General features: G+C 48.9%; 10 protein-coding genes. 3 read left to right on the plus strand and 7 right to left on the minus strand.

Annotation, left to right across the window (positions count from 1 at the left end):
* Positions 1-3: 3 nt before the first annotated feature.
* Positions 4-3,372 (minus strand): transcription-repair coupling factor, encoded by a 3,369-nt coding sequence (gene mfd / locus ACO08K_RS12905; RefSeq protein WP_421796812.1) that lies wholly within the window; start codon positions 3,370-3,372, stop codon positions 4-6.
* A 175-nt stretch (positions 3,373-3,547) separates the two neighbouring features.
* Between mfd and ACO08K_RS12910 the strand changes: the two genes are divergently transcribed.
* On the plus strand, positions 3,548-4,684 hold the full coding sequence (locus tag ACO08K_RS12910) for a hypothetical protein (RefSeq protein ID WP_421796813.1): 1,137 nt from the start codon (positions 3,548-3,550) through the stop codon (positions 4,682-4,684).
* A 38-nt stretch (positions 4,685-4,722) separates the two neighbouring features.
* On the opposite strand, the gene ACO08K_RS12915 is transcribed toward ACO08K_RS12910, so the two are convergent.
* From ACO08K_RS12915 to ACO08K_RS12925, 3 genes are all read right to left on the minus strand, one after another.
* Positions 4,723-5,604 carry an NAD kinase gene (locus tag ACO08K_RS12915; protein WP_421796814.1) on the minus strand — a complete coding sequence of 294 codons (882 nt, stop codon included), beginning with the start codon at positions 5,602-5,604 and terminating at the stop codon, positions 4,723-4,725.
* Positions 5,604-7,004 (minus strand): BamA/TamA family outer membrane protein, encoded by a 1,401-nt coding sequence (locus tag ACO08K_RS12920; RefSeq protein WP_421796815.1) that lies wholly within the window; start codon positions 7,002-7,004, stop codon positions 5,604-5,606. Before ACO08K_RS12920 ends, ACO08K_RS12915 begins: the two co-directional genes overlap by 1 nt.
* A 192-nt stretch (positions 7,005-7,196) precedes the next feature.
* Positions 7,197-7,994 (minus strand): hypothetical protein, encoded by a 798-nt coding sequence (locus tag ACO08K_RS12925; RefSeq protein WP_421796816.1) that lies wholly within the window; start codon positions 7,992-7,994, stop codon positions 7,197-7,199.
* A gap of 250 nt (positions 7,995-8,244) precedes the next feature.
* On the opposite strand from ACO08K_RS12925, the gene ACO08K_RS12930 reads away from it, so the two are divergent.
* Positions 8,245-9,534 (plus strand): acetyl-CoA hydrolase/transferase family protein, encoded by a 1,290-nt coding sequence (locus ACO08K_RS12930; RefSeq protein WP_421796817.1) that lies wholly within the window; start codon positions 8,245-8,247, stop codon positions 9,532-9,534.
* A gap of 189 nt (positions 9,535-9,723) precedes the next feature.
* Here ACO08K_RS12930 and ACO08K_RS12935 read toward each other — a convergent pair whose 3' ends face one another.
* The 3 genes from ACO08K_RS12935 to ACO08K_RS12945 form a co-directional block, all read right to left on the minus strand.
* Positions 9,724-10,854, minus strand: coding sequence for an AAA family ATPase (locus ACO08K_RS12935; protein ID WP_421796818.1), 1,131 nt, complete (start codon positions 10,852-10,854; stop codon positions 9,724-9,726).
* Entirely contained in the window at positions 10,763-11,455 is a 693-nt protein-coding gene (locus ACO08K_RS12940; RefSeq protein WP_421796820.1) for an RNA ligase family protein, read from the minus strand. The genes ACO08K_RS12935 and ACO08K_RS12940 overlap by 92 nt, the downstream gene beginning before the upstream one ends.
* A 156-nt stretch (positions 11,456-11,611) precedes the next feature.
* Entirely contained in the window at positions 11,612-12,751 is a 1,140-nt protein-coding gene (locus ACO08K_RS12945; protein WP_421796821.1) for a DUF2911 domain-containing protein, read from the minus strand.
* A gap of 354 nt (positions 12,752-13,105) precedes the next feature.
* Here ACO08K_RS12945 and hemN point away from each other — a divergent pair, with 354 nt between their 5' ends.
* Positions 13,106-14,461, plus strand: a complete 1,356-nt coding sequence (gene hemN / locus ACO08K_RS12950; protein ID WP_421796822.1) for an oxygen-independent coproporphyrinogen III oxidase — start codon at positions 13,106-13,108, stop codon at positions 14,459-14,461.
* Positions 14,462-14,551 lie beyond the last annotated feature (90 nt).

The raw sequence follows: 14,551 nt of genomic DNA on the forward strand, positions 1-14,551 counted from the left end.
AGTTTAAAGCACATTTTTCCCGATCACATCCAACACTGCCCGAGCCGCTTTCAAACTACCTACCCCATCTTTCACCAAAATAAAATGCTGGTGTGACTGCTTGAAACTCAGTCCATGTTCCTTGCCTTTGGCACCCACAAAACCCACGATTTTGTGGAACATCGGACTCTCATAAAAAGGCGACTGCGGATTTTCTACAAAATAACAACGCAACTTTTCATTTTTGAGGATCACCCGTTCAAAACCCAGGCGTTTGCAAGTCCAACGCAAGCGCAGGCCTTCAAAAAGTTCCTTCACCTGAGCGGGCATGCGCCCAAAACGGTCGCGCAAGTTGCTTTGGAAAGCTTCCACCTGCTCTTCGGTTTCCAGGCGATCCAGCTCGGTGTAGAGGTTGAGGCGTTCCTGGATGCTGGTCACGTATTTTTCAGGCATGAGCATTTCCACGTCGGTTTCGATAGTCACATCGCGAACGTACTGCCGAGTCGTTTTTTCCAATTCTTCGGCGAACACGTCCTTGAAGTCCGTTTCCTTGAGTTCGATAATCGCCTCTTCCAGGATTTTTTGGTAGGTCTCGTACCCAATGTCCACAATGAAGCCGCTTTGTTCGGCGCCGAGCAGGTTGCCCGCCCCCCGGATGTCGAGGTCGCGCATGGCGATGTGGAAACCACTGCCCAGGTCTGAAAATTCTTCCAGGGTTTTGAGCCGTTTGCGGGCGTCGCTGGTGAGGGTCGACAGGGGTGGACTAAAGAGGTAGCAGTAGGCCTTTTTATTGCTCCGTCCCACCCGACCGCGCAACTGGTGCAGGTCGCTCATGCCAAACTGGTGGGCGTTGTTGATGATCATGGTGTTGGCGTTGGAGATGTCCAGACCAGTTTCGATGATGTTGGTACAAACCAGCACATCGTATTGTTTGTCGATGAAGTCGACCAGGGTTTTTTCGAGTTTGTCGGCCTCCATTTGGCCGTGCGCAGAAGCCACTTCCACATCCGGGCAAAGGCGGCGAATCATCATTTCGACCTCGGCCAGGTTTTTGACCCGATTGTGTACAAAAAAGACCTGCCCGCCGCGGTTTACTTCGTAATAAATCGCCTCCTTGATAATGTCTTCGCTAAAAATCCGCACTTCGGTGTGGATCGGCTGGCGGTTGGGTGGCGGAGTGCGTATGATGGAGAGGTCGCGAGCCGCCATCAGGGAAAATTGCAGGGTGCGGGGGATCGGCGTAGCGGTCAGGGTCAGGGTATCCACGTTGACCTTGAAATTGCGCAGTTTTTCTTTGGAAGCCACCCCGAATTTTTGCTCCTCATCGATGATCAGCAGGCCCAAATCCTTAAACTTCACCTCCTGGTTCAGCAACGCCTGGGTACCAATGATCAGGTCAATTTTTCCATCCTTGAGCTTTTGGAAAATTTGTTTTTTATCCGCCGCCGAACGAAAGCGGTTGACGTAATCCACCGTAGCCGAAAACTCCTTGAGGCGATCGCCGAAGGTTTTGGCGTGTTGCAGGGCGAGGATGGTGGTAGGCACCAGTACGGCGACTTGTTTGCCATCCAAAATGGCCTTGAAGGCTGCCCGGATCGCGACTTCAGTTTTACCAAAACCCACATCGCCGCAAATCAAACGATCCATGGGGTAAGGCTTGGTCATGTCGGCTTTGGTATCGATGGTAGCTTGCAACTGGTCGGGCGTATCCTCGTAAATGAAGGAAGATTCCAGCTCCACCTGCATGTAGTTGTCAGGAGCAAAGGCGAAACCTGGGGTGGCCTTGCGCTGGGCGTAGAGTTTGATCAATTCGCCCGCAATGTCCTTGACCTTCTTTTTGGTTTTGGCTTTGAGGTTGCGCCAGGCATCGGAGCCCAGTTTGTTGAGCTGCGGGGGTGTGCCCTCCTTGCCCACGTACTTGGCGATTTTGTGCAAGGAGTTGATGCTGACGTAAAGCAGGTCGTTGTTTTTGTACACCAGCCGCACACATTCCTGCACGTGGCCATTCACATTGATGGTTTGTAGGCCCTTGAATTGCCCGATGCCGTGATCGATGTGGGTAACAAAGTCTCCTGGTTGCAGGTCGCGCAGCAGGCGCAGGTTCAGGGCCTGTTCCTTGCTGTAGCCCTGGCGGAGTTTGTAGCGGTGGAAGCGGTCAAAAACCTGGTGGTCGGTGTAACAGACGACGTTGAGCTCCGGGTCGATAAAGCCCTGGTGCAGACCCTGCACGATGGGGAAAAACTCCACCTTGGCCCGCAGGTCTTCAAAAATGGTATAAAAACGTTCGACCTGCTTGGGGTTTTCGGTAAAGAGGTAATTGGTCCAGCCTGCGGCGCTGTTTTGGTGAAAGTTTTCGATCAGCAGGTCAAAATTGCGGTTGAAACTGGGCTGGGGTTTACTGCCGTATTTCAGCTCAGCTGTACTGGGGAGTGGTTGTGGTGCATTGGAAAGCAGCACGATGGAGTGCTGGCGCACGTCTTCCACCACATCGCCAGGGTACAAAAAGGCGCGATCGCGGAAAACCTCGGCCAGCTCCGTTTCGTCCAGGACGGAAATGGTTTTGGCAAACTTCTCGGCGTCTTCAAAACAACGCTGCAAACGATCGATCAGAATCTGAAAATCGTGGATCCAGATGACGGTGTCTTCTTTGAGTACCCGAAACAAAGAGACTTTGTCCTCCTGTTTGAAGCGGGTATTGATGTTGGGCACAATCGACACCTTGCTGATGTTTTGCGCCGAAAGTTGGCTCAAGGGGTTGAAGGTACGGATGCTCTCCACCTCGTCGTCGAACAACTCGACGCGGTAAGGCAGGTCATTGCCAAAGGAAAAGATATCGATGATGCCGCCCCGCAGGGAAAACTGGCCGGGTTCAAATACAAATTCTTCCCGCGTAAACTTGTACTCCACCAACACCTGAATCAAAAACTCAGGATCCAGTTTTTCACCTTTGGCGATTTCAATCCGCGTTTTGCTCAACACCTCGGGCGCCACCACTCGTTCGAACAGCGCCTCCGGGTAAGTCACAATGATTTGCCCCCGCGAAGCATTGCTCACCGCATTGATGACCTCGGTGCGCTCCAGCACATTGGTCTGGTTCAACTCCTCAAACCGCAAGGGCTGCTTGAAGGAATCGGGGAAAAAATGTACGGGCCTTTTGCCAAAAAGCGCGGCCAGGTCGTTTTGCCAATAGGCGGCTTCTTCTTTGTTGTCGGCTACAATGAGGTGATTGGCGGGGTATTGCTGGTACACCCCTTCAATGACAAAGGCGAGCTGGGCACCCACCAATTCGAGTAACTTCACCCGGGCGGGGCTGTCGTTTTTGAGCTCCTGTACGATGTTGCTCGTGCGGCGATCCTGTCGGTAAGCGTCGAGTAGTGTTTGTAAGTTTTTCACGGGTGCAAAGATAGTGAAAATGGGAAACGGTATGGGGGATGTAGTGGTTCAATATTGGTGGAATGAAGTTTAATTATTCCAACTTTAGCCTTCTTTGGGGCAAAATCAATTCAAAACCACTCCCGCCAAAATTTCCCCTACCCGCATCTTTCCCCAAAACCCATTTTCACCAACCATGCCTACTAAAGCCTACTTTTCCACCCTAAGTCTCTTGCTTGTCCTAAGTCTAAGCGAGCCCCTGTTGGGTCAAGACCCCCTTGATTACTTGTACCCGGTTCACCCCGATTGTCTTGATAGCACGGGAACTGCTGTGCAACAAAAACGATGTACGGAAGCTACCCTCCAAGCGTTTTTTCTGCAACAAGTGGATTGGTCAAAAACCGAAAAGGCTTATTCAGGCTATGCTCGATTTTACCTCAACATCAACAAAATTGGTGAACTGGATGGCTATGGTATTCGCTCTTGCCGGGATTTATACCTTGTTCAGCGGTTTTTAGAAATTGCCGAATCGCTTCCGCTGCAAAATTGGTTGCCGAGCATAAAAAACGGCGAGCTCCAGGATTCGAGGATAGATCTCAATCTGAAATGGTACAATCATCAGCTGGATTCAGTATGGGTGGATGGGTTAAGAATCCATGCGCCAACCAAACGCAGGATAGCGCCGCTGGAGTTGATCGGGGATGGCTCCGAGTTTCCGGATGGCCATGAAGGTTTCGCACGTTACCTCAATTATGCCATTGAATTACCGCAAGACTCGGCTTTGCTACACAAAATCAACGGTAAAAAATTACCACTTAGGCTTACAGCAGAAAGCATTGGAACCGTATCAAAGATAGACATTTTGTTCCCCTTACACCCTGTGATTGATTCTTTGGTCATGAATGTATTGCGGAAAGGGCCGAAGTGGTCTCCAGGGTTTTCCAATGGAGCTAACCAAATTCGCATCGCTTTGTGTACCCTCGTTTTCCATCCCTACCAACAAAATACGGGTGAGGAAATTCGAGAGGTGTCCACTACTGCCGATTTTCCAGGAGGGCAAGCATCGTTTCTACAATTCCTTGCAAGCCATCTTGGTCCACTTATCAAATCCATGAAACCAGAGGAGGTCCCTGAAGGCATGGTCATTTTGCAACTATTTTTCAATCCCGATGGGGGCATTTACCATACACGAATCCTTAAAAATTCTCATCCCTTGACGGACCGCTGGATCTTTGAAATGGTCAAAAAAATGCCAAATTGGGATATGTACCGCCCCCGATTAAAGCCTCAAAAAAGTATGGTGGAATTTCCGATTCGGATCAAAGTGGAATAAAAACTGCGAGCATTTTGATCAGCCTGCCTTTTCATAAACTAATTCCTCGAATCCTGCCCCCACGCCAACTTATCCCGCATCGTATCCATAAATCCATAATCGTGCAGCTGCACCAGATTGATTGAAAAGTCGTTTTTCCGTACCGCCAATTGGTGTGCCGAGGTGATGGTCTCAAATCGAGAGTCCAGGGTACAAAGGAAGTTTTCGGCCCGACCTTCCACGTCAAAAGAAATGATTGAATCGTCGGAAATGACCACCGGGCGTACGTTCAGGTTGTGGGTAGCTACCGGGGTGATCACAAAATTGCCGGAGTTGGGAAAAATGATTGGCCCACCACAACTCAAGGAATACCCCGTCGAACCCGTTGGAGTAGCCACAATGATCCCGTCCGCCCAATAGGTATTGAGGTACGAACCATTGATGTACGTATGGATGGTGATCATGGAAGAGGTATCCCGCTTCAGAATGGTAAAATCGTTGAGGGCAAAGCGGGTATCCCCAAACAGAGGCAGGCTGCTTTCGAGGTAAAGGAGCCCCCGCTCTTCAACGCTGTAACGCCCTTTGGCCAGCAATTGTACAGCATCGCGGATGCGTTTTTTTTCAATACTGGCCAAAAAACCCAGACGCCCCAGATTGATGCCCAGGATAGGAACGCCCGATTCGCGCACATGCGTGATGGCGCTCAGGATGGTCCCGTCGCCGCCCAATGCGATTACAAAATCAAATTTTTTCAAGGTAAAATCAATGTACCCATCAAATTCACCCACTGGCTTTTGAAACTTGATTTTGTCGCGCATCAGGTCCAGATATGGGCCGTACACGTATACCGAAATACCTTCCTCGTGCAAGGCATCAAACAGGCGCTGGATATGCGGCACATCATGATCCTTCAGCACGTAGGCGTATACTACAACCCGCATCAAATATTCATGTTGAAATGAAAAAAAATCCCCGACTCCCAGAGGTGGTTGAAGCTGTATTCGATTTTAAAAACCTTGTCGAAAAAGAATACTGCATCCAGGCCGATCCCTTTGCCCCACAACATCCGATTGGTAAATGAGTTGGCCCCAAAATCAAAAGGATGGTTGACGTAGCCAAAGTCGTTGTTAACGGCCAAATATACTTTAAAAGGTAGTTCGCGCATGCGTTCTACCGGGATGATTTTTCCAAAACAGAGTCGATTGTCCGCAATTTTGACCCGAAAGCTGGTATTGATGATGCCCATGTCCAGCCCATCGATGACGTAATACTCGTAACCGACCAAATCGTTGTCGGAATACCCAACGGCGCGGTTGTCGTTGTAAGGCTGTTGGCTGCGGATGAAGGAGAATTTAGCCCGGCCAATAAAGGAGAAATTCCAGCGATTGCCGAGCGGTAAAAACTGCGCGTAGCGGCTACTAAAAGTCAAAGCGCTGCGGTCATTGGACACGATGCCGAGGCCGTCTTTTTCCAAAGAAGCCGAAAAATATTGCCCTTCGAGCGGATAAGGTCGGCAGTCGCGTGAATCGTAGGTATAGGTATAAGCCAGCGAGAAATAACGTTGACGGCTGCGCCCTTGCAGGAAAAAATCTGGATTGAGGTCCTTGGCGATTTGGTCCATGATTTTATTGTCCTCATAACTGAGCTTGGCCTCATGCTGTTCGCGCAACTTGGGCCGATACACCATAGAAAGGCGTGAACGGAAGCGATTGTAGGCAAACTTGTCTTCGTCTTTAAAAAACTGCTGGCGATTTTGGGTGGTTGCGTAGTTGATCTCCCGGTTTTGAGCAAAAGAAACGGCAGCGTCTATACCCAGCGTTTTTTTCCGATTGATGAAGGGCAATTTGTAACCCAGCGCATAATTACGGGTATAACCATTGGTGAATTTGATTTGAAAACGATCGCGATTGCCCGAGAAATTGCGGTGTACAAAATCCATCCCGTAAATGATGCGGTCGAGGGAGCGGTTTTGATCTACCCACCATACATTGAAATTCCGATCGGCCAACTCAAAATAAGGCGTGGGGTAAATGTACCAGCTCTCCGCCAAATCCAGGGCGATACAAATGTGATCGGGCTTGGCAACACTAGGCGTATAGCTGATGATGCCTTCGCGGAACATGCCCGTGTTCAGCACCTGTTGTTTGCCCCAGGCCAGGCGGTCTTTTAAATTTTTGCGCAAAATGGTGTCTCCAATCTGGAAGGGAAGTTCGCGGAGGATGACCTGGATATTGGTACGTTTGTTTCCGTTGATGGCAATACTGTCTACCACCACATACGCTTCTTGCGCGATGGCCCCGGCAATAAAAAACCAGAAACAAAGTGACAATACAAACCGCATACTTTGAAATTGGAAGTGGGCCTCAAACTCGGAGTGGCAATATACAGGTTTTTGAAAAAAAACTAGAAGAAAATTTAGTGTTATTGGTCGCCCACCAAACTTTTAACAGTTAAAAGAACAAAGTAGAAAATGAAATATAAAAGGCAGGTGTACTATTTTCCCGCCACTACTCAGTTTGTTTTTTTCTCGCCTCTAGCCTTCATTCAACACTTTTCTGCCCCACAACAAAATCTGGAACCCATATACCCCCAACCAGAAAAGAATGGCCGCAAAAGAAAGGATGCCCAGGGCCGCAAAAACCTTCACCGAACGCAAATTGAGGTCCCAAAACTGGTAACTGATGAAATCGCTGAGCACAAAAAAGGTATGTATACAAAACAGGTAAAACAGTACCTGCAATAATTTTCGGGCGTAAAAAACCTTGCGCAATTCTGACTTATCGCGCAGGTTTTTTCGCTTTTGTACCACGTAGCGGCGAGCAAAAAAGAGGTAGGCAAAAAAGAGGCTTAAAAATAAACCTTGCTCCAGTGCCCCATAAAAAGGGTTAAAAAACTGCCGCCCATAATGCGCTTTAAAATCCATTGAAGAAAAAAACATGAACACAAAAAAAACAAACTGCCCAATGGGTAGAATAAAGTGCTTCAAATCGCTGCGGCGCAGCTGATACTGTGGGTACAAGCGCAATTTGACGTGGTAAAAAAGCAAAGTAGGTAAACTAAGGGTGGAATAAATGGGGATAAAATACAAACTTGGGTACCGCTCATAAATGCCCGCCAATACCAACCAATAATGCAGCAGCGTGAGCGCAAAAGTGATGAGCAGCATGCCATAACAGGCGTTGGATCGTTTTTCACCCGAACTTTTTCCAAAAAAAAGTACCCCAATCCCCAGTGAATACAAAATCTGCGCCCCTAATACTGCCAGCAAGAGGTAGTAAAAGATGGTATGTTCCCCACGGAGGGGCAAAGGCAGATAGTTGGAAAACTCCATATAATCCTGTGTTGATGGAGTTGAGAAGTTGAGAAGTTGAGAAGTTGAGGCTACCGCGAATAACTTGAACAAGGACGAGTCGAAGTCGCTGCGGCAGCCTCAACTCCTCAACCCCTCAACTCCTCAACTTCCCCCAAAGGTATTTCCTTTTTACACCCTTTGCAAAAGTCATTTAACTTTGGAGAGAAAACTCATTCCCGGGGCCAAAAATGCCCCCTTATTTTGAACCCTAAACAAAGTAGTCATAGCCATGCGCTCTAAATCTTATTCACCCGTAACCCCTCAGGAAGCTGTTTCAGTCATTCGCTCTGGGGATAGAATTTTTATCCATACAGCTGCTGCTGCGCCCCAGGTATTGGTAAAAGCGCTCGCTGAACGTGGAGGCGAGTTGCGAAATGTTCAGATCTATCAGTTGCACACCGAAGGCCCTGCGCCCTACGCAGATGAACAATACCAGGATAGTTTTCGCGTCCATAGCCTCTTTACTGGTGCCAATATGCGTGATGCGGTACAAGATGGCCGAGCCGATTTTGTGCCCGTTTTTTTGAGCGATATCCCTCGTTTGTTTCGGCGGGGAGTAATTCCGCTGGATGTAGCCATTTTGCAAGTCTCTCCACCAGATGCACACGGGTACGTTACCTTGGGGGTTTCAGTGGATACCTCATTGGCTGCCGCTCAATCGGCTAAAGTCCTCATTGCCGAAATCAACCCCCAAATGCCCCGCACCCAGGGCGATGGTAACATCCACATCAGCCGTTTTGACAAGGTTATTGATGTAAATTACCCATTGCCCACCCACATCATTCCGGAACCAAGCGAGATTGAACGACGCATTGGTGAGAACATCGCAGGATTGGTCGAAAACGGGGCTACGCTACAAATGGGCATCGGAGCCATTCCCAACGCCGCCTTACAGGCAATGGCCAACCACCGGGAATTGGGGATCCATACCGAAATGTTTTCGGATGGCATCATTCCGCTGGTTGAAAAAGGTGTCATCACCAATGAACACAAAGCCAAACACCCTGGGCACATTGTTACCGGTTTTTTGGTGGGCTCGCAAAAACTGTACGACTTCGTCAATGACAACCCCTTGGTGCGGGTACTGGACATTGAATACGTCAACGATACCTCGGTGATTCGCAAAAACCCCAAAGCCACCGCCATCAACAGCGCCATTGAAGTGGACATCACCGGGCAGGTATGCGCGGATTCGATTGGCAGCCGCATTTTTTCAGGGGTAGGAGGACAAATGGATTTTATCCGGGGAGCAGCGCTTTCCAAAGGGGGTAAACCCATCATCGCCCTGCCGGCCATGACCAATAAAGGGGTCAGCCGCATCACCTCCATGCTCAAACCGGGAGCGGGGGTAGTGACCACTCGTGCCCACGTGCATTACATCGTTACAGAATTCGGCGTGGCAGAAATGTGGGGCCGAAGTATTCAGGAAAGAGCCAAAGCCATGATAGATATTGCCCATCCAGATCATCGCGAGCAATTGATGAAAGAGGCATGGGAGATTTGGAAGATCAGGTTTTAGGAATTATTTAGCAGCCGCCTGCGGCGGAATTTTTTACCACAAAGACACAAAGGCACAAAGACATTAAGCTCTAAAATGTTGTGTCTTTGTGTCTTTGTGGTAAAAAAAATTGAATATAAAATCCACCGTAGGTGGATGGGTGCTAAATAGTTACAAATATTAATCAATTGCCTGGTAGTCAACTTGCCCCTAACTTCTCACCCACCTCACCTCATGCCCTTCCCCCACCAACGGCATATCCAATTGCCCAATCATCCTTGTCAAAACGCTACTTTTGATATCCTCCTTCCTTCGGCTAAAAATGTTTTCCTGGCTCGTTTCTAGGTAAACGATCTTGAATCGGGGATTGTACACCCGCAAGGCATTGTGCAGGCGGGCGCGCAGTTCCGAGGTCAGGTTGGTACTGTTCCAGACGAAGGATTTTTTGCGGCGGCAAAATTCCTTGGCACGTTCGTAGGCTACCTGGGCCACTTTGCCCTGACCATCGCGGTCGTCAGGGCGGATTTTTAGCTCACGCCGAATCTCGTCCAGGCTCACAACGGGCAGATGGGCATAGTTTTTGGCATAAAAAGTATCCTTCCCACTGCCCGCTATGCCCGACAGGATGATCACTTCAAAAGCGGTGTCATCAAAAATTTCTACTGGGTAAGTTTCTTCCGACCAAAAATAGCGGTAGCGGCTATGGGCATTGAACCAGGTGGCTTCCTTTTCAAAACAATGGTTGTCGAGGCAAAGCTCCTGAAACAGGTCGGCGCGGTACATCAGTTCATCACAAGTAGTACTAATCCGGCCCAATACATCTGCTTTGGCAAGCAGGTAGGTTAGTTCATTGCGGACCCGCCAACTGGCCAGGATTGCAGCCCGGATAGGGTCGGGTTTGTCCATGATCCAAAGGGGGAGCCCGTGCTGGCGTACTAAGGCACATGCTTCCTCTCGGAACCCGATCTCACAATCCCAGAGGATTTCCCGGGCCACTTTTTCTCCAATCTTTGCGTGCCGAGGCGAGCTGATTTTGCCATTTTCGATGATGGTACACTGCGGTTTAGCCACATCGTGCAACAAGGCTGCGTGAAACAACAAGCTCTGTTCCCGCTCGGCCAACTCCTGGAAAGCAGGCAGGCCCAGCAGGGCTTCTATCACCATGCGGGTATGCGTCCACACGTCGCCTTCGCCGTGGTGCTCCGGTTCTTGGGGGCAAGTGCGCAGGGGTTCGATCCAGTCAAAAGACTCAATTAGCGCCCAATTCACCTGCTGTTGCTGAAAAACCTGGCCGTTCAAACCAAAGTTGGGCTCTTTGCCAGTTGCGCGTCCAGTGCTCATCGGTTTGTACATGGTTTTTGCGAACGTACTTCAGCACGTTGGTGGAAAAATCGGATTCCGGAAAAGCAGCGGCATTGCGACAAACAACCCCTTCACTTTCTCCGCCAAAAAAACTACCTCGCGCTTGTTGCTCAGCAATGAGGTTTGACAATTGTGTATTGGAAAAATGGCCACGTTCCAAAACGGGCACGGTTGGTAAATCCAGTAATTGTGCGTACCATTCCACTTCGTCCCAAGAGAGCCATTGGCCATTGTCGCGTACAGCAAAGATGTAGAAATAACCATCGAGCCGTTCGTAAGTAATGCTGTGGATAGCGTACAGGTTTTCACCAAAAATATGCAAGTCACCCAGGGATTGCCCCACCCGCTCCCAAATTTCCCAAATGGGTTTGGCCCAGGGGTTTTGGTTTACGGCTCCGTGAGAACGAGCATAAATGCCATTGGCTTTGAGGCAGGTATTTTCACCATCCAATTTTTCGGTAATGACGATCTCCTTGGTCAATAGCTCAGCCCATTCGTCCTGGATGCGATCATCGTTGACGGCACCTTCCGAGAAGGGGAAATGGTAAGTGCGCGGGTATTTTTCAGATGGTGTTTCCATGGGATGCCGTTTTATCAAAGCGAGGAACGGCAAATGGGGGAAAATGGTTCCCGAATCGTAGGGGCAACCCTCCGTGGTTGCCCTTTAATCATCGTGGTTACCCATTGATGTTTTCAACCGTAGGGGCAACCCTGCGTGGTTGCCCCCACAGGGAATTTAATTAAAATCCTTGTTTTCTTTGAGCTTGGCAATCGCCCCTTCCATTTGGGTCTTCTGCTGCGCATTCGACGCTTTGGGCAGGGCTAGATTGGCATACTTCAAGGCATTTTTATAATCGCCAACGGCAGAATAACCACGAGCTAGTCCAAAAAGGGTCATGTACTCCTCTGGGAAGCGCTGGTTGTTGAGTTTGAAAATTTCCAGGGCCTCCTGATTTTTTTTACTCGCTTGCAAGCTCCGTGCGTACATGTGAATGTCTTGCATGCCAGCACTTGGTTCCTTGATGGCATCCTTCATGATTGCAGCGGCTTCATCATTGCGACCCATTAAAGTCAAAATCTGGGCTTTATTGGACAAAGTCTGGAAGTTGCGTTCACCGATGTATTTTCTGCTGATAGCAGCTTCGGCCCAGGCCAGGCCTTCTTCCAGGGCTACTTTGTTTTGGGCACAGAACTGCGAGGCGGCAAGGAAGCCACGGTAATCAAAGCCCGCTTCATTTTGTAATTCCTGCCGGATTTTGGCCAGGTAGTACTCGTTGACGTTGGGCACACTCACCTTGAAAGGTACGGCCAGTTTCTCCCAACGCATCCGCACGGTACAGCCATTGGGCATCCGGTCGTCGAATTCGTAAGTCAACCATTCCGTGTAGGCATGAGCTTGTGGTTTTACCGTTACCCGCAAGGCATCTTCACTTTGGCTGTAAAAATAGCTACCCCAGGCGGTGTGGTTTTTGGAAAAAATGATCACCCACTCGTCTTTGCCGGGGATCATGTGCAGGCCATACTTACCAGCCGGCAATGGTTTGCCTTCGATCATAACATCGTGGGATACCGCAAAAACGGTGTTTTCGTTGGCTCCAGCGCGCCAAGGCATCAGATTTTTTTCGTCGCTCATACCAAAATCAAGGTTGCTCAGGCCGTAAGGCACCAATTCGCCCCAAATTTTTCCCGTACGATCCTCGCCATTGGCTCCATGTACATCCGGGCTGCCCCACATCACAGCGGCTCTGACCAGGCCAATGTGTTGAACGACTTCGCATTTTTGGTTGTCGCCACTGGGCGGCAGGGTAATTTGGGCATTCACAAAAAGAACACTTGTAACAGTCAAAAAAAGCAGGGTGATTAAATGTTTGTACATAATCAATGTATTTATTAGGTAAATAGATGACAGTGTGTTGAGTCACGAAGACCCAGCAGGTTTAGACAGCAAGTTTTGTGGAGACGATTTTAGAACAACCCTACATGGGCGTTATTAGAGCAGCATTTTTTGGAACTTCCAGACGATTTTAAGGTCTCTTTCTTGAATATTCATCCTATTCTCTGGTAAAAATAAACATTTTTTGTATTCCTCAAACAGGTGACAATTTTCACCCCTTGCAATGACGATGGTCATTTCCTGCGAAATTACTCAATTCTACATTTGTTGGCAAATTATCCATTACCCGCGAATCCGCTTTAATACTGAGCTGGTTCTCAAAATTTCCCGATCGCCATGTCAAATTCCCTTTTGTTGCAAAAATACAATACTCCCGTTCCTCGCTATACCAGTTACCCCACCGTACCCTACTGGGAGGAAAAACCCATCTTCGAAAAACAATGGATTCAGCATATCCGCACGGCTTTTTCACAAGACCGCGGCATCAGTTTGTACATCCACCTACCCTATTGTGAAAAATTGTGCACCTATTGTGGTTGCAACAAACGCATCACCAAAAACCACGCAGTAGAGGAACCTTATGTCGCCTCTATTTTGAAAGAATGGGCTCTGTATGTCAAAAATTTACCCGGCAGGCCCCTCATTAAAGAATTACACTTAGGCGGCGGAACGCCCACTTTTTTTCATCCTGATCAGTTAGACGCGCTCATTAGAGGAATTTTTGAACACGCGGACATTGCTTCTGAGGTCGACTTTGGATTTGAAGCTCATCCATTCAGCACTACCCGCGAACACTTGGCAACGTTATACAATCTGGGCTTCCGCCGCATCAGTGTAGGCGTGCAGGATTTTGCACCCGAAATCCTGGAAATCATCAATCGGCAACAAACCGAACTGGAAGTGCAGCAGGTTACCGAATGGGCACGCGAAATCGGCTACACCAGCGTCAATTACGATCTGATCTATGGCCTGCCCCTACAAACGCCCGAGCACATTCGGACCACCATGCGGAAACTGGAAACCCTGCGCCCCGACCGCATCGCCTTTTACAGTTACGCCCACGTGCCCTGGATCAAACCCAGTCAACGTGCCTATTCAGAAGCAGACCTGCCATTGGGCGAAGCCAAAAGAGCCCTTTATGAGCTGGGCCGGGATCTGTTGGAAGAAATGGGATACCTCGAAATCGGGATGGATCACTTTGCGCTACCCGGCGATGAATTGTCCAAATCAATGCGGCGAGGCACCTTGCACCGCAACTTTATGGGCTACACGCCCCATTATACCCGCTTGAGCATCGCCCTTGGTGCATCTTCCATCAGCGACAGCTGGGATGGATTTATGCAAAATGAGAAGATCATCGAAGATTATCAAAAAGCAATTGAGGCGGGGCGGTTCCCGATTAGCAAAGGGCATTTGTTGTCGGAAGAAGACCAGGTCATCCGCACACATATCCTGAACATCATGTGTCGTTATGAAACAGATTGGAGCAATCCTGCTTTACAATCTGCAAGTTTTGAAGACATTCCAGCCCGTTTGGAGGAACTGGAAGCAGATGGTTTGATTGAAGTCAATGGCCAACATTTGAAGGTGACTGAACTAGGTAGGCCCTTCCTGCGCAACATTTGTTTGGCTTTCGACGCCCGTTATTGGCAAAAACAACCCGGCGGAAAATTATTTAGTCAGGCAATATAGAACTAATTTTTTCATTTCATTGTAAATGCTGTTGGAGGGCTAGTGCTCAAATCAACTGAATTCGTAACTTTGGAGTTGTTTTTAACTGCT

The organism is Haliscomenobacter sp. (assembly GCF_965225875.1).
In the GTDB taxonomy this organism is placed as follows: domain Bacteria; phylum Bacteroidota; class Bacteroidia; order Chitinophagales; family Saprospiraceae; genus Haliscomenobacter.

Excerpts from the sequence above, each read along its gene's own strand:
- ACO08K_RS12910 (WP_421796813.1), top strand. The coding sequence starts at position 3,548 with ATGCCTACTAAAGCCTACTTTTCCACCCTAAGTCTCTTGCTTGTCCTA.
- ACO08K_RS12915 (WP_421796814.1), bottom strand. The coding sequence starts at position 5,604 with ATGCGGGTTGTAGTATACGCCTACGTGCTGAAGGATCATGATGTGCCG.
- ACO08K_RS12920 (WP_421796815.1), bottom strand. The coding sequence starts at position 7,004 with ATGCGGTTTGTATTGTCACTTTGTTTCTGGTTTTTTATTGCCGGGGCC.
- ACO08K_RS12925 (WP_421796816.1), bottom strand. The coding sequence starts at position 7,994 with ATGGAGTTTTCCAACTATCTGCCTTTGCCCCTCCGTGGGGAACATACC.
- ACO08K_RS12930 (WP_421796817.1), top strand. The coding sequence starts at position 8,245 with ATGCGCTCTAAATCTTATTCACCCGTAACCCCTCAGGAAGCTGTTTCA.
- ACO08K_RS12935 (WP_421796818.1), bottom strand. The coding sequence starts at position 10,854 with ATGAGCACTGGACGCGCAACTGGCAAAGAGCCCAACTTTGGTTTGAAC.
- ACO08K_RS12940 (WP_421796820.1), bottom strand. The coding sequence starts at position 11,455 with ATGGAAACACCATCTGAAAAATACCCGCGCACTTACCATTTCCCCTTC.
- ACO08K_RS12945 (WP_421796821.1), bottom strand. The coding sequence starts at position 12,751 with ATGTACAAACATTTAATCACCCTGCTTTTTTTGACTGTTACAAGTGTT.
- hemN (WP_421796822.1), top strand. The coding sequence starts at position 13,106 with ATGTCAAATTCCCTTTTGTTGCAAAAATACAATACTCCCGTTCCTCGC.